This window comes from Thermoprotei archaeon (assembly GCA_038881895.1).
In the GTDB taxonomy this organism is placed as follows: Archaea; Thermoproteota; Thermoprotei; order Gearchaeales; family WAQG01; genus JAVZOV01.
This window is the reverse complement of the sequence record JAVZOV010000003.1, coordinates 256,916-283,883: the sequence shown is the minus strand read 5'-3', so window position 1 is coordinate 283,883 and position 26,968 is coordinate 256,916. Positions and strand designations below refer to the sequence as shown.

The following is a 26,968-nucleotide window of genomic DNA, read 5'->3' as shown; positions in this document are numbered from 1 at the left end:
CAAAGCTATAAATACAAAGCACACTTAACACATATAGGGGATAATTTACGTCAACAGCTAAACTCTTCGATGAACTTTATAGAGATTATGATAAATGGTATGAAAGAAATATTATAATAGCAGAGTCTGAATCCAAACTTGTAAAGTTAATGATGAAAGATGCTCCAAAACCGTCTATTGAGGTAGGAGTAGGCCCTGGATTCTTCGCCTTAGCAGCTAACATTGATACTGGTTTAGATCCTTCTATTAATATGCTTAAATTAGCTAAAGATAGAGGAATAGACAACCTAATTTTAGGAGTTGGAGAACACATGCCTTTAAGAGATTCTACCTTCGGTTCTACACTCATAGTTGTCACCTTATGCTTCGTTGATGATCCACTCACTGCTCTTAAAGAGTCTTATAGAGTTCTTAGGAGAGGAGGATACATTGTAACATGTATCATCCCACGTGACTCTCCATGGGGAAAATACTATTCTGATTTAGGAGTAAAGGGTCATAGATTTTACTCTAGGGCTAAATTCTATACTATTAATGAGGTTATAGAGATGCTTGAAATCTCAGGTTTCAAGATACTAGATTTTGGAGGTACTCTAAGCACTTCTCCAAACGAAGCCCCTAGAGTTGAAGAACCCTCAACAGATATCAATGGTAAGAACTTCATATGCATTAAAGCTATAAAGTAGTGAATCCTGAACTTCACTTAGAAGATATGCTGTAGCCCCAATTATGGTATGGTCCATTGCCTTAATTATTCTAACTCCTCAGATATATAACTTGATAAAAACTTGTACATAGTGAAGAAGCATTCATACTTAAAGATTCTGAAAGTTATGACGTTTAAACACCTTCTCATCCCTGAACTATACTGCAGGGGACTGTAGAGTTAGTAGCTATAAGAACCTCAAATGTCTACTAGGATTGAAGATACTTACTACAAGATTATAACGAATTATAACGAAAAACAAATTCTCTAAAATCTCTTCCATGACAATTGTGATCTTATAAAATGACGAACTTCCAATTGTTAATCACTTTAGTTTGAAAAGTGTTTAAAATATTTTAAAGCCCCGGGCGGGGTTTGAACCCGCGACCTGCCGCTTACGAGGCGGCCGCCCTGCCAGCTAGGCCACCGGGGCACCAATTTTTTAATATTATTATCATTATTTTAACTTTCTGTCTTTTAGGAGCAAGATCTCCACGCTAAAGAAGAACATGCTTCAAATCCTTATAGGTATTCTATAATCCTGCGCTCACTAATTTTTTCTTTTTTCCTTTATAAGCTTTTTTGAACTTTTTATAAGTTTGTTTTTGTTGATCTATAAAAGAAGGTTGAGTTTATAGAATATCCATAAGGATTTGAAACTTACTGAGCTATGGGTCTTTTTTTTTCTCATCCTAACATTCATGCTTCTGTCTACTTTTTATTTTCGGATGGCTTATGGAAAGGTTCAGTTATAGATATACGTTCTCTAAAAGGGCTGAAAGGTTATGCAGGGGTTGGGGTGTGGTTTGATGGGCTAAATGTTTTGAGAAGTTTTATTGTTGAGTGTGGGCTTTATTTCCTAATCTTAATATAACCTGAATAAATAATGGTTTCAGATTTGAGGTTTCTTGTGGTGATGACTGTTGATGTGTATACTATGGCGAACCTGTAAGGGTCGGACAGCAGCTCTCAAATAGATAGATTTTTATAGATGTTTAGTGTATTAAAGAATGCATGAACGTGCCCGATATGTGGTGGTAAATTGGCACCGAATGGGCACGTCTAAACATGCTCAGGATGAGGGGATTTTTCGTTGACCCAGAAAGCCCCCAATGAGGTTGAGGGGGAAGGGACGAAAGTCCATGAATCCCACAACGGTCGGTTTTGTGGTATTTTTTTATTCTTGGTAAAACCCAGGAGAAGTAAAGCTAAAGGTGGAAATAGGAGGGTCATGAGTGTTGGTGCTTATTAGTGGAGGTGGAATCAGCTATGTTTTGTATCTCTTAGGTTTTTCTGGGATTAAGCCTTGGGGTCTGAATATAAGTACTAAAACCACCACTATTCCTAAAAGAATGTAGTTTAGCCAAACCACGTCGAATGGCATAAAACCCATGAGCACGTACTTGTAGTATATTATCAATTTATACACGGTGTAGAACATGGCTGTTCCAGCGGCTACTCCTAAGCTATTTCCAACACCGCCAAGAAGAATCATCAGCCACGGTAGGAATGTCCAGTAAAATCTGAAAAAGGTGGGAGTGACTGATCCCGAATACAAAACGAAGAGTGCTCCTGCTACGCTGATCATAATTGATCCTATAATCATCGCCGTAAGTTTGTATCGTGCTATGTCTTTTCCAAGCGCTGCTGCTGCAACTTCATTATCCCTTATTGACCTTAAGACTCTCCCAAATGGCGTCTTAATTAGATACTCGGAATAAATGAAGATGATAATTGCAATTATTGCTATTGTTAGGGTTGAGGCTACAAATCTCCAACCACCAGCCCAAGCCCATACGTCTGGAACATTTACACCGGGCGGTCCTCCTACAAGGGGTTCATATGCTGTTCCTATTACATTGAGAATCTCTCCGAAGGCTAAGAAGGTTATAGCCAGATAATCTGCTTTAAGTCGGACTGTTGGAAGCGATAGTATAATTCCTAAGACGGCCCCCACACTCGCAGCCATAATTAACATTATAATAAGTAATATGATACCGTAGAGAGGTTGTGCCGCTATATACTCATTTACCTTTGTAACGATAATGATGTTGTCAGTGATTATGTTAAGTCCAGATATGTTTATACCGAGCATCCAAGCGGCCAAATTGGTCGATAAAGCCCCTACAGTGAACGCTCCTGCAGCGACCCAGAAAACAGTGCCGAAGTTGGGGATTCCAGTAAAGCCATACTCAATGTTCAAACCCAAATTTAGTATTAGATATATGGCAAATATGGCTAACAGATCTAACAAAAAGAGCGAGACGGCTTCAACAATCATTTCGCCACTCTCCTTTTTCTAACTATTTCTACTAAACCGCTGGGGAAGGCAATTAACGTTATGGAAAGAATGATTAATGGTATTGCAGGTCTATATGGGACAACCCATGCCCCTATGGTTTTTGCCAGGCCCAGCGTTCCAAGTAACTCTGCAAACCCCAGCAAAAAACCTCCTAAAAAGGCTCCATAAATTTCCTCAAGTCCTCCGAGAATACTGGCACAGAACATGGCAGCTATCAATAATATTCCGATTCCAGGATCTATTTGGGTCCAGAGTGGCAGAAGAGCTCCACCGAGGCCTGCGAGCCCTCCAGCGATAAACCATGATACCATCAGGGTGAACCTTGTATTTATACCTATGACCTCAGCGAGCACCTGGTTCTCCATCGACGCTCTAAGGGCTATTCCTAGATAAGTCCGATTAAGCACAAAATGCAAAACAGCCGCGCTTACTGCAAGCAAAGCTATGGATGTTATAAAAACTCCAGGAAAGCCCATTACCGTAAAATCTAACTTTATTAATGAGACAACTCTCGAAGGAATCTTTAAGGCAGTTTGCAGGTAATCTGCATAAGCATTTAGCACTCCATACACTATAACATCAAAAGCGAGAGTGCCGATCATAAGCATGGTTATTGAAGATCCTCGTTTCCTCATAGGTTCAAGGATTACAAAGAAGAGGGATAAAGCTACTAAACCGCCCATAACAAAGGAAGCAGGCAAACTAAGATAAGGGTTTATCCCTATAAGTCTTGTCAAGCTATAGGTTACGTAAGCGCCTAAAGTAGCTAGGGATGCGTGCGCAAAGTTTGGAACTTTAGTGGTTTTATAGAGAAGAGTAATTCCGACGGCTAGAAGTGACAGAATGGATGAGTAAGTTACAGCGTCCATCAATGGCGCAAATTCTATCAAGTTTAATCACACTCCGAGATAAAGCTTCATAAGTTTTTCCTCAGCTGTAAGTTCAGAAGGTGTTCCCTCAAAGTTGATTCTTCCGCTGACAAGTAGGTAGGTTTTATGAGCTATTTCAAGGGCTTTTTTCACGTTTTGTTCCACTAGCACTATGCTCAATCCAAGTTCTTTATTAATTTCAGCTATGCTCCTTAGTAGATTGCTGGAGTATAGTGGGGAAAGTCCGCTGGTAGGCTCATCTAATAGGAGTAATTTTGGTTTCCTTATTAGGGATATTGAGATAGCTAGCATTTGTCTTTCTCCTCCACTTAGAGTTAAAGCCCTTCTTTTTAAGAATTTCTTTAGATCGGGGAAGAATCCAAAAATGGTGGAGAAGGCCTCATTAATGTTCGTGATTCTAGCCATTTTGGCTGCTATTTTCAAATTTTCTTCCACGGTTAAGCCTGCAAATATTCCTTGTAACTGCATAACGTATCCTATCCCCATATTAGCTATCTTATGTGGTGATAATCCAATCAACTCCTCTCCGTCCAGTTTTATGGAACCGGAGAATACATCGGCAACTCCAAATATACTATTGAGTAAGGTGGTCTTTCCAGAGCCATTTGGTCCTAATACTGTTACTATTTCCCCCTTCCTACAATTTATTTTGACATCATATAATACATGCAATTTTCCATAGCCGGAGTTCAGCGAATTTACTTCCAGCATTTTCATTCACCTAAATATATTTTTTTCACAGTTTTATCTTCAACCACGTTTTTAGGATCACCATCGTAAATAATCTTTCCTTCAGACATAACAAATACATGGTCGACGTATTTTAAGGCAACATCAAGTCTATGTTCTATAATTAGAAATGTTATTCCAAGCTGATTTCTTAGAGTATTCAAATGAGAAAATATTTCGTGGGCTACTTTCAGGTTTACACCGGCTATTGGCTCGTCTAAGATTAACGCTTCAGCCTTTGACATCAAAGCCCTTCCTATCTCAAGGAGCTTCAGTTGAGCTGCGCCCAGCGACCAAGCTTCTCTATCCCAAACATCTTCCATACCTAACATTTGAAGTATCTTGAGGGCCTCATCTATAGCCTCTTTCTCTACATTTGACCAGTATCTCCTATTTAGGTGTTTAAAAAAACTCTCACCGGGATTATTTCTATACGCGACTAATAAGTTCTCAAGCACACTCATTTTTGAGAATGGAGCAGGTATCTGAAAGGTTCTCACAAGCCCACGTTTGTAGATCAAGTTCATTGGAAGCCCAGTTATATCCTCACCTTTAAAGTAAACCCTGCCTGAATCAGGTTTATAATATCCGGATATAACATTGATTAACGTTGTTTTTCCACTTCCATTAGGACCTGCAAGTAAGGACACCAATTTTTTCTTCACCTTTATGGACACATCGTCTACCGCTCTCAATCCTCCGAACTTCTTTACAACAGAATCTGTCACGAGGATGTCATCATTAGAATTGTTTAACTGGTCATGTGAAGAAGTTGATTCTAACTTCATAAAGCTCCCTCAATAAAAAAAATAGGGAATATTTAAATTTGTTCCAGCCATGTCAGCTTTCCGGTCGCTGACTCGTAGAGGGCCACTCTTACCCACTCAGGTTTTCCGGCAACAATTTTAATCGCATAAAACGCTTGATCCATGATTTCCCTGTCGCCGTTAGGCAATAGCGCAGGATTTCCCAATGCTCCATAAAAGTGATTGGCTACGTATGGTACAACTGATCTTATTGCCTCTCCATCATATTTACCCGCGGCGAGTATGGAGAGGGCTGCTATCCAAGCGTTATCGTAAGCTCCGACTGCATATATGTCTGGTGTTTCTCCTACCTTGTTTTTGTATACCTCGACAAATTTTAAGTATTGTTCCGTAACTGGGGCTTCAAAGTTCACAGAGATCAATTTCACCTTTGATGCTATAGTTCCAGCTTCATTTAATACAACAGTGGAATATGCATATGTATCAGGTCCGAACCACGTGTATTCAAGTAACGGACTCTTCCTTCCTTCTGCCTGCTGGAGGAATAAAGCTACATCCTCCCACATGTTAGCGAATAAGGCTATTTCGTCTTTCGAATACTTGGTCATCTCAGCTTCCAAAAGCGAAAGTTCTGTGGTGAAAGTTTTTGTCCCTTCCTCATAAGAGATTTTATATACCACCTTTCCTCCTGCCTTCTCGAATTCTGATATGAATGCTCTCTCTATCGCTTCTGAATACGTGACCTTAGCCGTAATTATTGCTATCTTCTTGTACCCCATACTTAGAATGGCTTTGGTCATAGCCACTCCTTCAGCTTCACATGAGGGAAGGGTTCTGATTATATAGCTTCCTTCATCAAAACCTTTTCCGATTGACCCTCTATCAGCAGTTGAAGCTGAGGACAATGTTACTATTTTATTTGCGTCTACATAAGCACTTATGCCTCTGAGTTCTCCACTCGTTAATCCACCTACAAGCACCTTAACTCCCTTAGCTGCCAATGCTTGAACCTTTGAAAGTGCTACATCAGGTTTAGTTTCAGTGTCCTCGATTAGAAAAGTAAACTTTACAGGGATCCCCGCTTTAGTAACAAAGTCATTTATGTCACTCTGGGCAATTTCTATTGCATACTTCTCTCTTGTGCCGAAACTTCCAAAAGCTCCAGTAAGTGCTAAGGGAGCGCCAATCAATATTTCCCCCTTGAGACCTGTAGGCCCCGTAACAGCTGGCGGCACCGTAAGCATCGTTACAGCATAACCAAGTGCAGCTCCGATTATCAAAACAATGATAAAAGACGCTATTAAAATTTCCTTTCTCAAGATTATTACCTCATTTTCGAATTTAAGTACCAAAGTATTTAAAACTTTCTATTTTGGTTATGGAATTTGCTGATCTCCTCAGCTTAAAGTTTCAGCTAACTGATTTTTCTTTCTTTAAGCACAGGAAAAGTGTGAAAACTTCTTCTAAAGACTCAGCTTCTTAAGCTTTTAGGTTAATAGTTAAAGCCTACGTGAAATTTATATAACAGACGTTTTGAAACTTCTAGAGGTTGTTGCAGGCCTCATATACAGCGAGATATGTTTAAGCTTTGTTGGAGACTATTGACTGATAAAGAAACCTGAGGTTTGGCCGACGATTGCTGGTAGTGGCACCGTTTTCATTGTTTCACGATCCTCCACTCAATTTGCCATTTGTAATGGGTGGTTTAGGTCATGGTGATTAAATAGTCCAAACGAGTATTTTGTGGTTGGTGAGGGGGGACCTACAGGTGGATTAAGAAGTATGGAGAAATCGTTTGCGCTTTTGCTTTATAATATTTCAAGAATTGATGAGGATGTTTAGGTTAGTAGTGATATTATTTTCATTGGGTTGTAGATAATGTTTAAATAGTCTTTTCTCTTTTAGTGTATGAAGAATAGGTTCGGAGAAATGATGTTGGGAGAAAAGAATTACTTGTTGGATTTATCCTCGTTGACAGGTGAGGGAATAAATGAGCTATGTGTAGGTGGGCGGTTTTCTGGTAAGGTGTACGTGCATTTGGGTTTCTTTAGGATTATAGATGCGCCTGAAGAGGCCATTTCCTATTCTATCATATTAGAGAAGTTATACAATTTTTCGAAGGATACTGAGCTCTTTACTGTCGAGCTTACTGATTATATGCCTAAAGGGCTTTCTTACAAGGATTTTAAGGAGAATAAGAATCATTTTCTTATAAATGTTGCTAAGGATTTGGGATTGGGTATAATTACGAACGATAGTACTTTGGTATCTATGGCTCAGTCTGTTGGAATAGATGTGATTAAGGCTCCGTATAAGAGTGTTTTACCTTCGTTTACAAGATTTTTCGAGGAAGATGTGATGTCTGTTCATCTTAAAGAGGGTGTTCCGCCTATGATTAAGCGTGGTAAACCTGGTGAGTGGAGGCTTGAGTATATAAATACTGAGCCGACTACTCGTGGTGAATTGGAGGCTTTATTGAGGGAGATTCATGAATATTCGGTGTCTGCATCTGAATCTGTAAAGGAGATTGCAAGGTCTGGGTCGTTGATAGCCCAGGTTGGTCACTATAGGGTGGTGTCTACAAAGCCACCTCTAAGTGATGGAATGGAGATCACGATTGTTAAACCTTTGAGGAAGTTGAGGTTGAATGATTATCGAATTTCTAAGAGGTTGCTTGAGAGGTTTGAGAAGAGGGCTGAGGGTATTCTTATTGCTGGTGCTCCTGGTATGGGTAAGACTACTTTTGCTCAGGCTCTTGCTGAGTTCTACTATGAAAAGGGTAAGATTGTGAAAACTGTGGAGTCTCCTAGGGATATGCAGCTTCCTCCTGAGATAACGCAACTTTCGAAAACTTATGCTACTTCTGAGGAGCTTCATGATGTTCTTTTGCTCTCGAGGCCGGACTATACTATTTATGATGAGATGAGGGATACTAAGGATTTTGAGCTTTTTACGGATCTGAGGTTAGCTGGTGTGGGTATGGTCGGTGTTGTTCATGCTACATCACCTATAGATGCTGTTCAAAGGTTTATTAGTAGAGTTGATTTGGGTATGATTCCATCCATTATTGATACTGTAGTTTTTATAAAGAATGGTGATGTTGAGAAGGTCTATACTCTCGAGACTGCTGTAAAGGTCCCCCACGGACTTACTGAAAGTGACCTTGCAAGACCAGTGGTTGTTGTCAGAAACGCTGAAACTGATGAACCTGAGTATGAAATTTATGTATTTGGTGAGAGAACGTTCGTGGTGCCAATAAAGAAGACTGTGTCGAGACAATACCATGTTGCTGAAAAGCAGGTAAGAAGAGTGTTAGGTCGTTATATGCCTGATGATGAAATAACTCTGGAGAGTAATAGTCAGAACAAAATGCTCATTAAAATACCTCCTGAGTACATGCCAATGGTTATTGGTAAGACAAGGAAAAAGATTGACAGAATTAGCAGGCAGACAGGAATTCAAATAGAATTAATGCCGCTTGAATAGTAATCCTTTTCAGTCAGAATCTCTAATATATAATAGAAGATTTATGATAACGTTAAGTAAAAATGATCTAAAATCTTTACAAGAACGTCGTCTTAGAGAGATCGTAAGATTAGCTTATAAGAAAAGTTCGTTTTATCATGAATTATTCAAAAAATCTGGTGTAACGCCTGATGACATTAAGTCTCTTAGCGATCTACGTAAATTACCTTTTACTTCTAAGGAAGATTTTGTGAAAGATTATTGGGGGCCAATCGTTGATAAGAAAATTGCTGAGTGGCATATAACGTCCGGGACTTCAGGAATACCAACTATAGTCGGTTTTACTCACAGTGATGTGAGAATACAAACAGAGCAAGAAAAACGCAATTTACTTACTGCTGGTATTCATAAAGGTGATATAATACTTAATATAACACCTTATGGATTATTCTTTGCAGGTACGATGATCCATGAGGCTGCAGTTCAAATAGGCGCTACTGTAATACCAGCTGGAAAATTACCCTCTGCAGAACAGCATGTGAGGCTGATTGAAATTTTCAAACCTACTGTGATGATAGGAATACCGCAGTATATGTTAAAGTTAGCTAAATCTTATGAGACGATTACTGGTAAAGACCCCAGAAAAAGTTCACTTAGAAGAGCATATGCACTTGGAGAACCATTTCCTAAGAGTGTGAGGCAGAGGTTGGAAAGAGAGTGGAATATTGAGGTTAGAGTAGGCTATGGTCTTACCGAAGCTGGCAGCGGTGCTGAATGTGAAGCCGGTAGAGGTGTGCACTGGCCTGAGGATCATACTATTGTCGAGGTTATTGATCCTAATACTGGTGAGGATCTTGATTTTGGTGAACGTGGAGAACTTGTCTTTACGACACTTACACGTAGAGGCACTGTGGCAATTAGATTTCGTAGCAGAGATTGTTCAGTAGTGCTTGGCAGTGATTGTGGATGTGGATCTGTTTTTGTATGTGTTATGCCGCCTAAATATAGACTGGACGAGTTGGTTAAAATTAAAGGTACTTTGATTAGCCCTTTTGCTGTTGAGGAGGCTCTTATGGGAATGCCAGAAATATATCATTATATGTATGTTGTATTAAAAGATGAAGTAGGTGTAGATAAAGTGCTAGTATTTTTAGAGCTTAATTTTGGTGATACGGATCAAATCAAATCCCAAGTCTTGTCAAGGTTACGCGCGTATACATGGATTTCTGCAGATCAAATTTTTATTGTACCAAAAGAAACCATACCTAGGCTCGGAAGAAAGGAGAAAAGGTTTATAGATCTAAGAAGTGAAACTGTATTTAAAGACCAGGTTCTTAACTTTATAGAACTTTACAAATAATTTAACAAGAAAGCCTAGAACTTCAGTTCTGACTCGGTATGATGAAGCACGGAGCTGAAGTAGAACTTCCCGACTTTAGTCGATGAGAGTGTCAAAAGAAATAATATCTTGTACTAGGTGCTAATGATGGCTTTATTGGGAACTCATGGTTTAAAACGTTTGGATATCGATACATTATCACAGCTTTCAAGCAAATTTAAACATAATATATTGCATGTTCATCTTTAATAACTAATGAAGTTTATATCTTTGTGTTTAGTAAGAAATCATGTGCAGGAAAAGTGCCTTGTTTGTGGCAGGAGTGAAGGAGTTTTAATATACAGGGGGATATGCCTAGATTGTTTTCTCCATGAGAGAAAAATTCTTACGTTCAAAGAAAGGAGGGTTCATTTTACTGTTTGTCCAATATGTGGTGATCATCTTTATAAAGGTTCCTGGAGGCGCTCTAGCAATATATTGTTATTAAAAAATGATTTCAAATCTATGGTATTGTCCAACATTAAAATAGATGCGGAAGATTCAATAATAGATGTAGAGTTTGATGGTGATGTAGAAGATTTTATAAAACGTGCTGGCAATAATAGAATCGATGCTCGTGTTAAGATAAAGTTACATGGTTATAATGTAGTTATAAATCGTGATATTTACATGTACATTGATGTAAAGCATAAAATATGTGATAGGTGTTTGAATGAAATTTCTGGCAATTATGAAGCTGTACTACAAGTGCGCGGTCACATTGATAGAGAGGAGATGAACTTACTATATTTAACGGTTTCTAAGTCGCTTGAAAAAGCATACAAATCAGGTCGTGATTATAGGCTTATAGACCAAAAAGAGGTCGATAATGGTGTGGATTTCTACTTTTCGTCATACAATGAGGCTGTAAGAGTGACCAAAGAGCTCAAGAGACAATTTGGCGGAAACATAACAGAAACAAGAAAATTAGTTAAAATAAAAGGAGGAAAGAGAATAGCACGACACACGATCTTACTAAGAATCACGGAAGATTAAGTAACATCTGCTAATTTTTAAATAATGCATGATTCCCCCTTTGTTCTGACAGGTTTTTCTGATGTCTTGAATGTTCAACACAACTATAAAAATAATTATCTCGTAATAAAAAATATAAAACCTCTTGGTGGATTTTAGATTCTTCTTTGATATTCTCCTACTTTGGCAGGAAAAACTCCTGACCTCTTCAGTAATTGAACTCTTTAGAAGACGAGTTATGTTCATTACAGTTCAAAATAATTCGTATTTAAGCTCATTGACGATTCATCCGACAAGTTAAAACCTTAAGATTTCTTGCTGGATTTAGGTAAATAATATATGTGTGTTTCTGTATTATAGTTAATATGAGTGCGAATGATGGGTCGTCTAGTGAGGAGTTGCGGGTGCCTGCGGAGGGAGAGGTTGTAGGTATTGTTGTTCAGTTGCTTGGTTATGATAGAGTTAAGGTGAAGTGTGATGATTTAGAAATACGGGTATGTCGTATACCTGGTAGGTTTAAGAAGAAGGTTTGGATTAGAGAGGGTGATTATGTGTTAGTTGCGCCTTGGGATTTTCAGCCTAAGACTCGTGGTGATATAGTTCATTATTATACTAAGGATGAGGTTAGAAAGTTAGTTGAACAGGGTTATATTAAGAATATTAAGCCTAGTTAGTAGCCGTGGTCAACAGTTTTGGAATAGATAGGTTTAAATATTTGTTTAACTCTATTAACTCTTTGATGGAAGAAGAACTACTTAGACCAAAAGATGTCGCAAAGAAGTTCGGTATCTCAGTTAAAACGCTCTGGAAGTGGCAGAAGAGGGGCATTATTAGAGCAGTTAAACTCCCAACTGGCAAGCTCCGCTACCCGAGGAGCGAAGTTGAGAGATTATGGAGGCAGTTAAAAGCTACAGGATCCCAGTAGAGGCTCCAAAAGATTTAATCGAAGAATACTTCAAAGTTAAGCAGAAGGCTTTAGATGCAATATTCTCACACGTTAAAATTTCCGAGAAGGCTCACCTTAACTTGAAAGCTGAGGATAGGAGAGAGCTTAGGGATGAACTGCTACGGGAGTGGAAATACTCAAAGCATTACGTTGATTCAGCAATGAACTCTGTCATAGGGCTTGTTAAAGGCTGGATAACATTATATAATAGGGGGAGGGCGAAGGTAAGCCTGAGATAACTAAAAAAACCGTTTACATCAAGAGCACGCTTTTCAGCTTCAGAGATAGCATACTGAAGGTAAGCATTGAACCGAACAAACGTTATCTTGAGGTTGACTTGAGTAAGTGTTCGTGGATTCCAAGAGACTTTGATAAAGTCGGTGGACTACTTATGACTGAAAGTGAGTTGATAATTACGGTTAAGAAGAGGGTTGAGCCCAAGGCTGATAAGTGGGCTTCCTTCGATGTGAACCTGACGAACATAACAGCTTTCATAGATGGTGAGGTTAAGCGCTATGACTTGAGGGGGCTTTACCACATTCATAGAGTCTATGAGGTTAAAAGACAGAGGATACAAAAGTTATCTAAGATTAAGCCCAATACATCAAAGAGACTATTAGAGAAGTACTCTAGACGTGAGGGGAATAGAGCCAAGGACTTCATGCATAAGTTAACCACGCAGATTGCGAGGGAGCTCAAGGAGAAGAACTGCGGAGCAATACTTGAAAACCTGAAAGGTGTAAAGGGGCGAATTCTTAACGGCTCAAGGAAAAATAACAGAAAGCTCTCAAAGTGGAACGCAAGAACATTCCAGTTTATGCTTGAATACAAGCTTAAATGGCTTAACCTACCAGTAAAGTACGTTAGCCCAGCCAACTCATCTAAAACTTGCCCAGCCTGCTCTGGAAGTATGGCTTCCTATCTGGGCAGGATAATGAAGTGCGAAGAATGCGGGTTAACGATGGATAGGGATGTTGTAGCGGTGTTGAACCTTCAGATGCGGGGAATTGGGTTCTCCCAAAGAGCCCTCAACGAATTAATCGAGAGGGAAGGGTTAAGTAGGAATAAAAGCAACAATTCACTATGCATTCCTACTTAACCCAGAACCCTACTATTTTGTTAAACACGTTCCAAGGATCTTCGACTTTTGCTCCTAGAAATTTGAAGTATCTGGTAATGTTAGTTATGTCTCGCAGGAGGTATTCTTCAGCCATTGGGTGTGTGTTTTGTACGCCTTGTCCTAGGTCGATTATTACTAAGTCATCATTGAAGTTCATTATATTAAATTCAGAAAGGTCGGAGTGAACTATTTTTGCTATTGTGTACAGTTTTTCTATATAATTTATGATTATTTTGTATGATTTGTCTGGATCGCTGGGTGGTATGTCTTTGATTAGTGGTGCTGGTCTTCCTTGTGATCCTATGAATTCCATTACGAGTAAGTTTTTGTAGTATGCTATAGGTTGTGGTACTCTAACACCTGCACTGTATGCTTTTTTTAGGTTTGAGTATTCACGTTTGCACCATTCGTATATTACCCAGCGGTAACCTTTTCTATAACTTTTCATCATTTCTTCATCAAGATATTTTCTAATACCTTTTCTAAATTCTGCTGATGTGGTGAGATATATTTTTACGGCTAGTTCCTTGTTTTCTGATGAGATTGCCCAATATATTCTAGATTCCTTGCCTGATGCTACAGCTCCGTTGAAATGATCTATAATTTTTCTTCTGATCAAGTCGTATGCTGCCATTACTGTTGATCCGTCAAATACTTCTTCTAGTGTCTCAAAAAATTCTGAGTCTACTTTATGTTTTTTATTTTCTTTTTTAATTTTTGTAGGTATCATTATTAATATTTATTGTCGTGTACTATATTATAGTATCGGTTGTGTGGGTCGTCGTTGTTCATTAAATTTATGTTCCTTTTCTTTAGTTATAATGTAATAGATGCTTCTTCTGAGGTCTCTTACATCAGGTTTTTTTGAAACCATACCACGTCTAAGGAGTATTGATAGTGCATGTCTTACTGTGCGCGGTGATAATCCTGTCTTTTTCACAATATCCATTTGTGATAGGGGCCCTTCATATTCTATGCTTTTAAGTATTAATCGTGCGCTTGGAGGTATTTTCATTAATTTTTCGATCTTGCGGATTTCTCTAATGGTTTTTAATCTTTCAGGTATTAATTTTAGTCTAACTATGCTTATTGGTAAACCTGCTTCTATTTCGACTTTGTCCATAACTTTTTCTCGATAAATACCATCAATTATAACTTCTCTTTCGTATCTGCTGCTCATGTCATAGATTTCTATGAAAGAGTTGGCGGGTATTACTAGCGGGCGTCTTGCAGCATCCATGGAATTTACAGAAACGACAACTAGGACTTCTGAACCTGACAATATTAAAGGACCTCCTGCGGACATGGCATAGGCTGATGAACCCATTGGCGTTGCCACTATTACACCGTCTGAATAATCCCTAAATAATACATTACCATTAACTGAGAATGTGTATTCCATTAATGTAGCGCTGCGAGCAGGAAATATGCACACATCATTGAGTGCTGGTGGTGCTGGTTTGCCATCTATTCTTACTAGTAATCTTATTGCTTTCTCTAGTGTATAATCTTTGTTAATGATTCTAGGTAATATTTTGTTAAATATTTCGATGCTGCTTTCGCAATAAAAGCTTGGGGTACTAATATCGCATAAACCTATGATAGGTGTGTCGACAAATTTTATTGATTGAACGCATTTAAGGAATTCTCTGTCACCGCCTATTATTGCTATTAGATCTGGCTTTTCGTTAAGCTTTTCGTTACCTTGAAGAATAAAGTCCATTTCCACGTCTGCCCTATTAATTTTGTGTTTTATTAATTCCTTTATTCCTTCAAATTTGGGTTGTAGATCTGTAGGGATTATGAACACAATCTTGAACATTCTAAACAATATTCATTGTAGCATTCATATAAGTTTATTCTGTATTTCTACAAAGGTTTAGAGTTATGATAGCGGGCCTGGCGGGATTTGAACCCGCGACCTACGGCTTAGAAGGCCGCCGCGCTGTCCATGCTGCGCTACAGGCCCTGATATATTATGAAACGAGTTTATTTTTAAGCTTTTTTGAGTTATAGACATTATGTTTTTTGTTTACTCAATGTAGATTGCTGGTTTGAATGGTAGTGATCTGGGTGATTTTTTAGTTGGATCGTATAGGTTTTGGTTTTCTTCATAGTCTATTATAAGTTCTGCATTGAATTCTTCTTTCACAAGTTTTTTCATTGATTCTAATGCTTTTTCATCGATTATCTCTGCTTTTGGTACCATTTTCTTATGAAGTTCGCTGAGTGCCCAGTAGATGTCTATGAATTTGTTTATGAATGATATCACTGCAGGACTCTTTTGTTTATATTCTGGGTTTTTCATGAGTTCTTTTATTAATGTTCTGGGGTCTGATTTTATTGCTAATTTTTCACCTATTAATGTCGCAATCTGGTATTTCCACTTTGCTGGTAGGTAGACGTAAATCTTTGAAATGTTTGTTGTGTATTGTGTAAGTATTGCTTTTATGTCTTGTGTTATTATTTTTATTTGTTCTTCTATTGCTTCGCTCATTTCATCGATTAGTGAGTAGTCTGCTTCCGGCCATTGTGTAAGACTTACATATTTGTTGTTTCCTAATTTTTCCCATAATTCTTCTGCTATGAATGGTGTGAATGGTGCCATCAGGCGTATCCATGTTTCAACGAATCTCTTTAATATGTCTTTCTTTGGTTTGTCTGTTCTTTTTAAATACCATTTTAAATCGTTCCACATTTCGTATATAGAGGTGACTGCTGCACTTCTCAGTTTAAAGTTCTCCATGTATTCTGTTATTTGTATTATTCTTTTTTGAAGTGTGTTGAGTAGCCATTTATCTATCGTGTTTATTTGTTCAGTACTAGTGGTTGTGTCGTTTTTGATGTTATTTATAATACTGAGTATTGTTGCGTAAAGTTTTTCTATGTTTTCTAGCGTTTCTTTTGCCCCTTTATCTGACCATGTTGGATCATCAAGGTCTTCTGCTGCACTTAACATGAAGAGCCTTGTGGTATCGCTTCCGTATTTTTCTACTGCTTCTGAGATTGTGACTATAATGCCTTTGGATTTCGAGAGTCTTTGCCCATTTATTGTTACAAAACCGTTCGCGGCAATTCCGCGAGGCCACATGCTTTTATCAAATATTGCTACATGATGAAATATGAAAAATGCTAAGTGGTTTGAAAGTAAGTCTTTGCCTGATACTCTCAGATCTACTGGATACCAATATAGTATGTCTTTTCTTATTTGATTAATAATACTGATGTCTATTCCTGTTATTTTTGATGTGTTTTCGATGTTTCCTTTTTCTAAGATTACGTAATCAAAGAATTCATCGTTAAGTTTGTTGGGATCTAGTGTTCCCATGTTAATGTATTTGCTTATCATGTAAAATACCATGTAAATTGTTGAGTCGCTCAGTGGTTCTATGATCCAGTCTTTAGCCCATGGTAATGGTGTGCCTAATCCTGAACGTCGTGCACATGCTTTGTCTTCGAGCCAGTTTATTGTGTTGAGTAACCAATTTCGTGCTTCTTCTGGATAAAAGTTCATTGATTCAACGCACTCTCTTGCTTTTGCTTTCCATTCGTTATCAGAGTATTTTAAGAACCATTGGTCATTGAGGATCTTTACTATGCACCTGGTTCCGCATCTACATACTACAGGTTCTGGTAAGTCATAGAGGTAATCGATTATTTTCTGTGTGCTCAGATCGTTTACTACTTTTTCTTTTGCATCTTTTACGGATAAGCCTGCGTATTTCCCACAATTCTCTTTCATTATTCCTTTATGGAATTCTTCCCTGTAAATTATTCTTGTGGCCTCTTCAGCGCGTTGATCTAGTTGATCTTTTATTCCCATTTTGTCGACTATTTCTATTGCTGGGTATTCTCCGAAGTTTTCTATGCGAATTATTGAGATTGGGTTTATGTTATCTAGTATACTTGGATCTGTATTATAATCTTTCAATACTTCTTTTTTCATCTTAAGGTCTTTGAGCGCAAGCCAATCCCATGGTGCGTGTGCTGGTACACTGTAAACAACTCCTGTTCCAAGCCATGAGTCTACGAACGATGCTGGAAGTATGTAAATTTTTCTATGATTGATTGGTTCTTCTACTATTTTTCCTATAAGTTCTTTTCCTCTAAACTCTTTTATTTCTTCAACTGTCATGTTCTGTTCTATAAGTTTTTGTAAAGTTTCTTTGCTTACTATCCAATGTTCATTATTAACTTTACAGAGTGTATAAGATGCATCAGGGTTGATCCAAATGTTTGTGACACCGAAGATTGTTTCAGGCCTAAATGTTGCGGCTACTAGATATGTGTTCTCTGATAGTTTGAATTTCATGAGGTAGTATTTTTCAGGTGCTACACCTTCTCCTTCTAATCTATCATGATCACCTGTCGGGCTTTGATCACGGGGACACCAGACGACTGGATGGCTTGCTATTGTTATGTAGTCCATTGATTTTAATTTTCTGAATTGCCATTCCACAAATTTACTGAATCCTATGTTGTAGGATGTTGTCGTGAATTCTCTTCTCCAATCTATGCTTAGTCCAAGTCTTTGAAGATCTTTTTTACCTCTCTCTGTATAATAACGTGCAACATAGACAGGATCTGTGAATTTCTGTATTTCCTCGGGAGATACTTTATCAATATTAAGCACTACATGAATCATTGCTGGGTCTTTTGCTATAATTCTTTTCACTATACCAGCTATGGGTTCTCCTGTCCAATGCCATGCCCATGGATATAACACATTATAGCCTCTCATTCGTTTGTATCTAGCGTATGCATCGGCTCTTATTGATGTGTACAGATGTCCAGCGTGTAATGGGCCACTCATGTAGGGAAACGGGAACGTTATTAAGAATTTCTTTCTGTTATCAGGTTCTGGTTCGAAGATTTTATCTTTCTCCCAACTTTTTAACCATTTTTCCTCTATTATTCGAAAATCGTATTTCTCAGACATATTTCTTTAATACCTCCCTTACATTATTTAAGGCTTGATCAATATTTTTGAATTCCGTTCCACCTGCTTGGCCTAGTTCTGTTTTTCCTCCTCCACCTCCTTTAATATGTTTTCCAATGAGTTTTGCTAGTTCTCCAGCATTGATGCCTAGGTTTGCTGCGTTTTTTCCTACAATAACTACTACGCTTATTTTTTGGATCCCAGTTATCAAGACTGCGACCGCGCTGGCATCTTTCTTTACAATTTCGTTGCCTATTGATATTATGTCGTCTGTTGATAATTTTTGGTTTATGAAGCTGATGAATTTTATCTTGCCTATTGTCTCTGCATTGTTTAATAAGTTATTAGTGACTGTTTCTGCATATATTGATCGTAGCCTATCTATTTCTGATCTATTGTTCTTTAGTTCATTCATTATGTTTGTTATACTTTCTAGTACTTTATCCTCGCTTGTCTCTAACTGTGATGATATGTTTTTAATTGTGTTTTCAAGTTCTCGGAATTTGTTTAATGCTTCTTTACCAGCCACGAAAATTAATCGTTCAACGCCGTCTTGGATCTTATCTACTTTAATGATCTTTATCAGTCCTAGTTCGCCGGTTCTTTTGATGTGTGTTCCTCCATCTGCTTCGTGATCAAAGTTTCCTATACTTACTATTCTTATTACACTACCAGGCAGTACTCCGCCTTGATATAATGTGAAACCGTACTTCTTCTCGGCTTTTTGTCGGTCGATGAATTTTGGGGTTACTTTTATATTAGAAAGTACAATACTATTTGCTAACTGTTCTATTTTTTCTATTTCTTCTTTTGTTATTCTTTTGTAGTGTGTTATATCTAATCTAGCATACTCTGGTGAAACATAGGAGCCTGCTTGCCAAACGTGGTCCCCTAATATTTTTCTCGCTGAGGCTATCATGATGTGAACTGATGTATGATGACGCATTAATGCTAGTCTGCGATCCCAATCGATCGTTCCCTCAACTACCTGGTTAATCAGATTTTTATTGATTTCTTTCTTATCAGTGTAGTGTACTATTACTCCATGACCATACTTTTGGACACTTACTATTTTTATTTGTTCATCACCTATTCTAATGATTCCTGTGTCGGAGATCTGCCCTCCACCTTCAGGATAAAACGCTGTTTGATCAAGAATAAGCCCATTATCAATGATGCCTATTATTTTTGCTTTAAAGTTGCGTAAATATTGATCATCATAGTATAATGCCTTTGTTGTAGGGAATTTGCTTACGTCTGGTTCTTTTAAAATCTTTGGTATAGGTTTAAGGTGTTTTGAAGAGATTATTGAGTAAAAGTTGTTTGGTATTTCGACTGTTATGTTTTCTTTCTTTGCTATTTCTGCGACCAGGTCTGGATGTATTCCATGAGAGTCGTATAATTTTATTAGTTCGTTCAGTTCTAATGAAGTGTTAGATTTCTTTATTTCTTTTATGGTTTTTATTACTTCAGTAATGCCTTTTGAAATAGACTCTTCGTACTTTTTCTCCTCAATTTCGGACATTTCTAACACTTTATCTTTATTTCTGATAACATTTGGAAATTGTGATTGCCAATAATCCATTTGCCATGAAAGTAATTCTCTTAAAGTTATGTCAAGGTTTAGATACCTGATGTGTCTTAATATTTTTCTAGCAAGTAATCTTCCTAAGTATCCTTCTCCACTGTTAGATGGTACTAGTCCATCTGATAACATGAATAATAATGCTTTTGAATGATCAAGAATGGCATATATTGACTCGATTTTTGTCAAAGTGTTAACGGTTTCTTCGATGTTTAAACCTAGTTTTTTTGCAACGATAATTTTTACATCTTTTGGACTGTACCTATTTCCTAGTAATAGTGCTGAGTTTTTTGCGTGTTCTTCTAATAGGTTTATGTCTGTGCTGATGTTGGCTTTTGAAAGTAATTTGGTGAGTAGGCCTTCGTATATGCTGTGAAAAGCGCTGGGTGTTCCTTGAGACATCCATGTGAAACGTTCTATACCATAACCAGTATCAACAACTTTTAATGGAATCTCAATGTATTGACCATCCTCTGTTACTTTGTATTGCATAAAAACAAGTGTAGCCATTTCAAGTCCTCTGTAAATGGCTTCAAAGTCTGGACCGGCATTTCCACCACCTTCCCAAACACCTTCTTTGTATGTGATTTCCATTGGGTCTATTCCGAGTACTTCGGTGACAAATTGATGAAAGAATCTTACAGTCTCATCTTTCCAGTATATTTTCTTATCAGGATAATTAAACGCATGGTGTCCTCCCATTTCAAATATTGATAGGTGTCTACCAGCTGTTGGTCCTACATGATCAAGATCAAGTAACCTGATGCATGGTTGTGATATTACGAGTGGATTGGCTGGTGGAGGAACGCTACCGTTGGTTACAAATGGCTGGAAGACTGCTATACTAGCTATTGTTAAATAAAGGTCATCACGCCATCTCGCAATTACAGAGTACGGTTTAATGATTTTATGACCATACGATTTAAAAAACTTTAAGAATGCATCACGCATCTCTTTTAAATTGTAGATTTTTGAAAAGTTTTTTCTACCTATAAAAGTATACGGATCACATGGAGCTTCACCGCATGTTCTACGATTCTTATCTAATGTCCAAAAGTATGTTCCACATGATGGACACTTTTTTCTAACAAAACCCATTTCTTTAAAAAACGGTATCTCGTATTCTTTTACACTAAACTCCATACATTGCACCTTCTATATTAATAACTGACCTACTTAATCGATATAAGTAAATAAAGATTAATAAATAGTTGTCGTATATTTCTTTGAATGCTATTCTTAGATTCTTTATCCAAAGAGTGCTTCCAATCCCTGGGCCATAGCCTCCTCGGATACCTCCTCTTTCTTCTCCTCCTTCTTTTCAGCTTTCTTTTCTTCTTTTGTTCCAGTCTCGACCGCTGCAGGTGCTGCTGATGCTGCTACAGGTGCAGCATATACTGGTGCTGCAGCCTTTATAGCTTCATCAATATTTACTTCTTTTAAGGCGCTCACAACAGCCTTTATTCTGACTTCATCAATGTTTGCACCAGCAGCTTGTAGTACATTTTTTAGGTTTTCTTCGTTAATCTCCTTTTTAGCTGAATGTAACAAGAGGCTCGCGTATATGTATTCGATAGTATTCACCCCCTAACTACATATTTCCAGAATATACTTAAATTTAAATTCTTCGCATTGATTTGTGATCACAATATTTATTCAATTAAAAATGGAAGTATTAAAAATGTTGAAGGAGGGAATGTTTTTATGAGCTTGGTATTAGTTTTAAGAGAGTGTTGGCTTTTGTATTAGCGATTGCTATTAATAATGGTATTGTTTCTTTAGTAAGTATTGTTGCATTTATTGCTAGATTAAGTGCGTTTGTGTGGGCTATGTTAATGAGTACTGTTATTGTTTCATGTGTTGGATATGCACTATTTATGGATAGGTTAAGTGCTGTGATGTAACCTTCCTGTATTTGTTTCTTAGTGTTTTCTATGTCAAGTTTTAGTTGTTCTTTTGTTATGATATATCCGTCAAAGTATACTGCTTTTAACGTTAAGCCTTTTAACATTGGTTTTATTCCTAGCTTGTTTAGTATTTCTACTGCATCACTGCTGATTTGCTCGCCTCGTTTTGCTACTACTGTATCTTTGGTTACTACTATTGCTCCTTCTTCGATTTTTGTTGGTATTTTTAATTTCCCGAATTTGCTTAGTATTGGTCCTGGTGTGAATCCAGTGTTTCCTGCTGGTATTATTATATCATTTGGTGCTATATCACCTGGTTTGGCTTCGCTTGAGACCATGTTTCTTTCTAGGAATAAGCTTAGTTCGAATGGGTTCATGTCTGTAAATATGAAGACGTTTTGACTTTGTAGGAATGGTTTTATTTTTTCATATTCTTCTTGTGATTTTGCTTGTGTAAATGCGATACTGAATAGTGTGTTTTTTGTTACTTTCATTAGTGCTTTCTTTCTTAGTTTTGAGCGTAGAAGCTGTATTTCATGAGAGCCTATGTTGGTTAGATCACCTATTCCTATTATGTTGTATTTTTTGATGTATTCTTTTATTTCATTGATTATTTTAGCTTTCTTTTCTCGGGCTTTAACTGTTGTTAATATTACTGCTGATGACGTGTTTTCTCACCTCTTTTCGAATTCTTTAATGTAAAATTTTACCGGTTCACTCATAGTTCCTTTTATATAGATTGACCTAAAGTTTTGTGGGAATTTAAACTTTTTTTCTAATGCTGCTAGTACTGCTCTAATGTTCTCTGCTATTTGTTCATCTGGCATTCCTTCTTTACCAATAACTGTTCCTATGACTGGTTGGTCTTTTAGTCTTATGCGTACACTTTTTCTTAATCGCGATATTATTTCAGATATGTTAGCATTTGGTGGAAGTACTTCTGGTGCTTTTCCTCTCGGCCCGAGGTATTGTCCTAATACTCTGCCAACTGTTGGCATTAGGTCAGGTTGTGCTAGGAAGAAGTCGTATTCGCGTGCTATTTTTTTGAGTTCTTTTTTGTTTCCTGATAATTGTTCTAATTCGGCTTTTCCTAATACTAAATCTGCTCCTGCATCACGTGCTTTTATAGCTACATCACGTTCAGCTGCGATGAATATTTTTACTTTTCTACCGGGTATCTCATGTGGTAAGAGTACTGTTTCTCTAATTCTGTTCTCTGGTTTTTTTAAGTCAACGTCTCTTAGGTTGATGATTAATTCTATGGATTGCTTAAAATTTCTTTTTGTGAGTTTACTATTCATATCTTTGATGTTTTTTATCAATGTTTCATTCTTTACAAATGACATTAACCCTCACCAGCTTCATATTTTTTTATTAAATCATCAAATTTACCAGCATTAACCATCTTAATGACTTCTCTGGGGTCTTGATTTTCTACTTTAATGCCAAGACTTAAGCATGTCCCTAATACTTCTTTAGTGGCGGATTTCAGGTGTTTTGAAAGCATATCTGGTATTTTTATTTTTGCAATTTTGATCACCTGTTCTATTGATAAGTTTCCAATGTTTTTTGCTGGGGATTCTGCACCTTTCTCTGCTTTAAGCTCTTTTAGTAATAATGCCGCTGTTGTCGGTATTCCTACTGATACTTTAAACTCTTTTGTATCTAAATTTACGGTTACTTCAACTGGAACTTTCATTCCTCCAAATTCTTTTGTCAAATTGTTTATTGTATTTACTACATCCATCACATCAACTCCTAAAGGTCCTAAGGCTGGTCCTATGGGTGGACCGCCTGTAGCTTTTCCACCATCTATTATGAATTTTAAAGTCTTCTCATTTGCCATACTCTCTAACCTCTTTATGATTACTTACCCTTGCTTATTATTTTAACGGATTCAGCGGACATGGTGAGAGGGAATGCAAACGAAATATCTTTCTCTATAAGTGTCACGGTTACTTCATTCTTTGTTTTATCAACGCTAACAACTTTAGCTTTCATTCCTTTAAACGGTCCTGCGATAATTTCTACTATATAGTTTGGTTCTATAGAACTGGCAGCAATCTTTGTTTGCAAGAGTGTTTCTATTTCCTGATAAGGTATGAGTGTTGGTGCACCTACTTTTACATGCCGTAATCCATAAAACATTCTACCAGCATCAAACGAATTATTAGCCTCAACAAATACATACGAACGAACCTCTTTTAACACTAACACTGATGCAACACTACTCGATTGTAATTCTTGTGATTTTGAATATCTAAGGTCTGCTGTGAAAGCTGTTCCTAGCTCTTGTCCTGTTGATACTTTTATCGCAAATAATCTAGTAGAAATTATTGGTTTGGTTTCCTGAGTTGTTTGACTTTTATTGTCATCTTGTTTTTGCTCATTTGACATGTATTACCACCATCCGGATTTTCTACCTCTATAGTATACAATGAAATATACTATGACAATAAAACCTGTTAAACCCCATATGACATACGGTGAAGAATAAAGTCTGAAGTTCACAAAAGCTAGGGCAGTTAACTGAACCGCAAAAGAATATAGGCCAACAATCACTAATCCAACTAAAACTATCTTAAACAAAAGACTAAACTCATCCCAAGTAGGCTTTACAGTAACCGATAAAATATTCCTTGCAGAGTTTATTATATCCTTTAATCCCATATCTATTTCAAGAAATACTTAAAAACCAATTATATAAATTTATGGCTCATAGTACCTTAATTACATCATTCTAAGATACTCATTGGTTAGTTGTCCATTTGTCCTTTTAGGCCCTCACTTCATCACATTCCACCTTAGAAACAATGAGTGTGTTACTTAATCTATCATCACCGTTAAAGCAAGAAACCTTGTAAGAGATTATGAGAGCTAAGAAAATAATGAAGTTCTAACTTCTTTAAAAAGCGCTAATGGAGTAATGTTAAGGAGATTAAAAGGAAGAGTATTAAAGCATATGATAAAGCTCTCATAATGTGTACTTTGGTATATAAACGTTGTTTAGCTCATCATTAGTCAATGTTTATATAGGTGTGATTGATAAGATTAGTTCGTGGTGGGGTTTGATATGCGCCAATGGATTTAACCCCTCTTAGAAAATCTTATAATCTACTACTAAGATCAATACAAACTCAAGAAATTGTCCCCACGAATTTCTACAACATAATTCCTGATTTACCGAGACCATTACCACCTCCAAGATTACCAAATGGAGAGATAGTAAAACCTGAAATGTTTGAAATATTGTTTACTAAAGAGGTTGTTAGGCAAGAATTCAGCAATGAACATTATATACCAATACCTGAAGATCTTTTAAAAATTTATTATGAAGTAGGTAGACCAACACCATTGCTGCGAGCAAAACGTTTTGAGGAGGCTATAGGTACAACTGCTAAAATATACTATAAATTTGAGGGTGCGTTGCCTGCAGGTAGTCATAAATTAAATACTGCCGCTGCACAAGCATATTATGCATCAAAAGAAAACGTGCATAAGCTTGTTACGGAAACTGGTGCTGGGCAGTGGGGTTCTGCATTATCATTGGCAGGATCGTTATTTGACATAAGAATAAGAGTATACATGACACGGAGTAGCTATACTCAAAAACCATATAGAAGAATTCTCATGCAACTTTATGGAGCTGAAGTATTCCCTAGTCCAAGTAATCAAACAGATTTTGGACGTAAACTTTTAGCCACCGAGCCAGATCACCCAGGATCATTAGGGATAGCCATTAGTGAATCAATAGAGACCGTGATAAAAAGTGATGGAATGGCTAAGTATAGTTTGGGTTCAGTATTAAATCATGTATTACTGCATCAGACAGTTATTGGATTAGAAGTATTAAAACAAATGGAATATTTAGGAGAATATCCCGATTATGTAATTGGTGCTATAGGTGGTGGAAGTAGTTACAGTGGATTAGCTTATCCATTTATGGAACGTAAGCTTAAAGGTAAAAGTGATACAATTTTCATAGCAGTTGAGCCAAAAGCAATTCCTAGCATAACAAGAGGTATTTATACATACGATTATGGAGACACCGCAGGCTTAACACCGCTCATAAAAATGCATACTGTAGGACATAAATTTAGGACACCACCAATACATGCAGGTGGGCTTAGATATCACGGGAAAGCACCATCATTATGCCTACTCGCTGAGCTCGGATACGTTAAAGCTATAGCCTATCATCAAACTGAAGTTTTTAATGCCGCTGTATTATTTGCTAAATCAGAAGGTTTAGTCCCTGCACCAGAAAGCGCACATGCAATAAAGGCTGTATTAGATATAGCAAAAGAGACAACAAGAAAAGGTGAAAGTCCTACAATATTATTTAATATGAGTGGACATGGATTACTAGACCTATCAGCTTACGATGATTATTTAGCAGGAAAACTTATCGATTATGAACCAGAAGATATAGATCTTTCCTATTTGCCAAAATTCAGTGAAAACAGCCCTTAACTAAAGCTTAGGGATAAATTGTCAACAAACTAAATTTCTTGTTTTTCCCTTATATTTGTCGACAGCTAAGAGAAACGTGGCTGCCATTAAGGGTGAAAGCAAAGTTCACATTGGTTGAGAGCACTGATAGATAAACCTCTAATCGGATAGACAAGCAATAGAGATGCTGTATCAGTAAGAATCTTATTCTCCTTGTAGCACGTTTTTCTTGATCCTTAGGATTAACAATCTTAATCTTCTCAATATAAGCTTGACTGTCCTTTCACCTCCAAACGAAAGTATTTTTTATCAAAGCTTTTATAATTGACAGAGCATTAAACTTTATCCATAACTTTATATGCGGATTTTATAATTATTTTTGGTGATAGTGAATGGTTTTATCGATTGAAGAAAGAAAAAAACTCATTGAAACATTAGAAAAGGATAAGGAATTCAGATATGCAGTAGCAGGCTTAATAGGTTTACATGAGATACTAAAGAGGTTAGATAAACATGATAAAGAGCTCATAAGATTAAGACGAGATATGAACAAACGCTTCAAAAGACACGACGAAGAGATCGCTAAACTTAGACAAGACATGATAGAGGGATTCAAAAGACACGACGAAGAAATTGCCAAGCTTAGACAAGACATGATAGAGGGATTCAAAAGGCATGACGAAGAGATCGCTAAACTTAGACAAGACATGATAGAGGGATTCAAAAGACACGACGAAGAAATTGCCAAGCTTAGACAAGACATGATAGAGGGATTCAAAAGGCATGACGAAGAGATCGCTAAACTTA

Annotated in this window: 25 protein-coding genes and 2 tRNA genes; 10 read left to right on the top strand and 17 right to left on the bottom strand. The window is 37.2% G+C overall.

Annotated features, from left to right (window positions below; genetic code table 11):
- The first annotated feature begins 149 nt into the window (after positions 1-149).
- Positions 150-686 carry a class I SAM-dependent methyltransferase gene (locus QW128_06915; protein MEM3833302.1) on the top strand — a complete coding sequence of 179 codons (537 nt, stop codon included), beginning with the start codon at positions 150-152 and terminating at the stop codon, positions 684-686.
- A gap of 380 nt (positions 687-1,066) precedes the next feature.
- Here QW128_06915 and QW128_06910 read toward each other — a convergent pair.
- The 6 genes from QW128_06910 to QW128_06885 form a co-directional block, all read right to left on the bottom strand.
- Positions 1,067-1,139, bottom strand: a tRNA-Thr gene (locus QW128_06910).
- A gap of 834 nt (positions 1,140-1,973) precedes the next feature.
- Positions 1,974-2,987: a branched-chain amino acid ABC transporter permease gene (locus QW128_06905; GenBank protein ID MEM3833301.1), complete on the bottom strand. Its 1,014-nt coding sequence runs from the start codon at positions 2,985-2,987 to the stop codon at positions 1,974-1,976.
- Positions 2,984-3,898 (bottom strand): branched-chain amino acid ABC transporter permease, encoded by a 915-nt coding sequence (locus tag QW128_06900; GenBank protein MEM3833300.1) that lies wholly within the window; start codon positions 3,896-3,898, stop codon positions 2,984-2,986. The genes QW128_06905 and QW128_06900 overlap by 4 nt, the downstream gene beginning before the upstream one ends.
- A gap of 6 nt (positions 3,899-3,904) precedes the next feature.
- Positions 3,905-4,609, bottom strand: a complete 705-nt coding sequence (locus tag QW128_06895; protein MEM3833299.1) for an ABC transporter ATP-binding protein — start codon at positions 4,607-4,609, stop codon at positions 3,905-3,907.
- 2 nt (positions 4,610-4,611) lie between these two features.
- Complete coding sequence (locus QW128_06890) at positions 4,612-5,415, bottom strand: ABC transporter ATP-binding protein (protein ID MEM3833298.1); 804 nt, start codon at positions 5,413-5,415, stop codon at positions 4,612-4,614.
- A 32-nt stretch (positions 5,416-5,447) separates the two neighbouring features.
- Positions 5,448-6,713, bottom strand: a complete 1,266-nt coding sequence (locus QW128_06885; GenBank protein ID MEM3833297.1) for an ABC transporter substrate-binding protein — start codon at positions 6,711-6,713, stop codon at positions 5,448-5,450.
- 589 nt (positions 6,714-7,302) lie between these two features.
- Here QW128_06885 and QW128_06880 point away from each other — a divergent pair.
- The 7 genes from QW128_06880 to QW128_06850 all read left to right on the top strand — a co-directional run bounded on the left by QW128_06880 (position 7,303) and on the right by QW128_06850 (position 13,257).
- Positions 7,303-8,880, top strand: coding sequence for an ATPase, T2SS/T4P/T4SS family (locus tag QW128_06880; GenBank protein MEM3833296.1), 1,578 nt, complete (start codon positions 7,303-7,305; stop codon positions 8,878-8,880).
- Between the two features lie 43 nt (positions 8,881-8,923).
- Positions 8,924-10,219, top strand: coding sequence for an AMP-binding protein (locus QW128_06875; protein MEM3833295.1), 1,296 nt, complete (start codon positions 8,924-8,926; stop codon positions 10,217-10,219).
- A gap of 270 nt (positions 10,220-10,489) precedes the next feature.
- Positions 10,490-11,233, top strand: coding sequence for an NMD3-related protein (locus tag QW128_06870; GenBank protein MEM3833294.1), 744 nt, complete (start codon positions 10,490-10,492; stop codon positions 11,231-11,233).
- Between the two features lie 344 nt (positions 11,234-11,577).
- Positions 11,578-11,886, top strand: coding sequence for a translation initiation factor aIF-1A (locus QW128_06865; GenBank protein MEM3833293.1), 309 nt, complete (start codon positions 11,578-11,580; stop codon positions 11,884-11,886).
- Positions 11,887-11,951: 65 nt separating this feature from the next.
- On the top strand, positions 11,952-12,137 hold the full coding sequence (locus tag QW128_06860; GenBank protein MEM3833292.1) for a helix-turn-helix domain-containing protein: 186 nt from the start codon (positions 11,952-11,954) through the stop codon (positions 12,135-12,137).
- Complete coding sequence (locus QW128_06855; protein ID MEM3833291.1) at positions 12,104-12,397, top strand: hypothetical protein; 294 nt, start codon at positions 12,104-12,106, stop codon at positions 12,395-12,397. The genes QW128_06860 and QW128_06855 overlap by 34 nt, the downstream gene beginning before the upstream one ends.
- A gap of 98 nt (positions 12,398-12,495) precedes the next feature.
- Positions 12,496-13,257 carry a transposase gene (locus tag QW128_06850; GenBank protein MEM3833290.1) on the top strand — a complete coding sequence of 254 codons (762 nt, stop codon included), beginning with the start codon at positions 12,496-12,498 and terminating at the stop codon, positions 13,255-13,257.
- On the opposite strand, the gene QW128_06845 is transcribed toward QW128_06850, so the two are convergent.
- The 11 genes from QW128_06845 to QW128_06795 form a co-directional block, all read right to left on the bottom strand.
- Positions 13,250-14,008 carry a serine protein kinase RIO gene (locus QW128_06845; GenBank protein ID MEM3833289.1) on the bottom strand — a complete coding sequence of 253 codons (759 nt, stop codon included), beginning with the start codon at positions 14,006-14,008 and terminating at the stop codon, positions 13,250-13,252. The genes QW128_06850 and QW128_06845 overlap by 8 nt on opposite strands.
- A gap of 27 nt (positions 14,009-14,035) precedes the next feature.
- The gene (locus QW128_06840; GenBank protein ID MEM3833288.1) at positions 14,036-15,100 is read right to left on the bottom strand and encodes a MarR family transcriptional regulator; all 1,065 of its coding nucleotides are present in this window, start codon (positions 15,098-15,100) and stop codon (positions 14,036-14,038) included.
- Positions 15,101-15,172: 72 nt separating this feature from the next.
- Positions 15,173-15,247, bottom strand: a tRNA-Arg gene (locus QW128_06835).
- 63 nt (positions 15,248-15,310) lie between these two features.
- Positions 15,311-18,217 carry a leucine--tRNA ligase gene (leuS, locus tag QW128_06830; protein ID MEM3833287.1) on the bottom strand — a complete coding sequence of 969 codons (2,907 nt, stop codon included), beginning with the start codon at positions 18,215-18,217 and terminating at the stop codon, positions 15,311-15,313.
- Positions 18,210-20,945, bottom strand: coding sequence for an alanine--tRNA ligase (gene alaS / locus QW128_06825; protein MEM3833286.1), 2,736 nt, complete (start codon positions 20,943-20,945; stop codon positions 18,210-18,212). The genes leuS and alaS overlap by 8 nt, the downstream gene beginning before the upstream one ends.
- Before the next feature lie 105 nt (positions 20,946-21,050).
- The gene (rpl12p, locus tag QW128_06820) at positions 21,051-21,377 is read right to left on the bottom strand and encodes a 50S ribosomal protein P1 (protein ID MEM3833285.1); all 327 of its coding nucleotides are present in this window, start codon (positions 21,375-21,377) and stop codon (positions 21,051-21,053) included.
- Between the two features lie 127 nt (positions 21,378-21,504).
- On the bottom strand, positions 21,505-22,362 hold the full coding sequence (locus QW128_06815; protein MEM3833284.1) for a 50S ribosomal protein L10: 858 nt from the start codon (positions 22,360-22,362) through the stop codon (positions 21,505-21,507).
- Positions 22,363-22,383: 21 nt separating this feature from the next.
- Positions 22,384-23,055 (bottom strand): 50S ribosomal protein L1, encoded by a 672-nt coding sequence (locus tag QW128_06810; GenBank protein ID MEM3833283.1) that lies wholly within the window; start codon positions 23,053-23,055, stop codon positions 22,384-22,386.
- Complete coding sequence (locus tag QW128_06805; GenBank protein ID MEM3833282.1) at positions 23,055-23,555, bottom strand: 50S ribosomal protein L11; 501 nt, start codon at positions 23,553-23,555, stop codon at positions 23,055-23,057. The genes QW128_06810 and QW128_06805 overlap by 1 nt, the downstream gene beginning before the upstream one ends.
- Positions 23,556-23,575: 20 nt before the next feature.
- Positions 23,576-24,106 (bottom strand): transcription elongation factor Spt5, encoded by a 531-nt coding sequence (locus QW128_06800; GenBank protein MEM3833281.1) that lies wholly within the window; start codon positions 24,104-24,106, stop codon positions 23,576-23,578.
- A 3-nt stretch (positions 24,107-24,109) separates the two neighbouring features.
- Complete coding sequence (locus QW128_06795) at positions 24,110-24,379, bottom strand: preprotein translocase subunit SecE (protein ID MEM3833280.1); 270 nt, start codon at positions 24,377-24,379, stop codon at positions 24,110-24,112.
- 411 nt (positions 24,380-24,790) lie between these two features.
- On the opposite strand from QW128_06795, the gene QW128_06790 reads away from it, so the two are divergent.
- Both QW128_06790 and QW128_06785 read left to right on the top strand, forming a co-directional pair.
- Positions 24,791-26,182 carry a TrpB-like pyridoxal phosphate-dependent enzyme gene (locus QW128_06790; GenBank protein MEM3833279.1) on the top strand — a complete coding sequence of 464 codons (1,392 nt, stop codon included), beginning with the start codon at positions 24,791-24,793 and terminating at the stop codon, positions 26,180-26,182.
- Between the two features lie 371 nt (positions 26,183-26,553).
- The coding region (locus QW128_06785) for a hypothetical protein (GenBank protein MEM3833278.1) at positions 26,554-26,968 on the top strand (415 nt) is incomplete at its 3' end.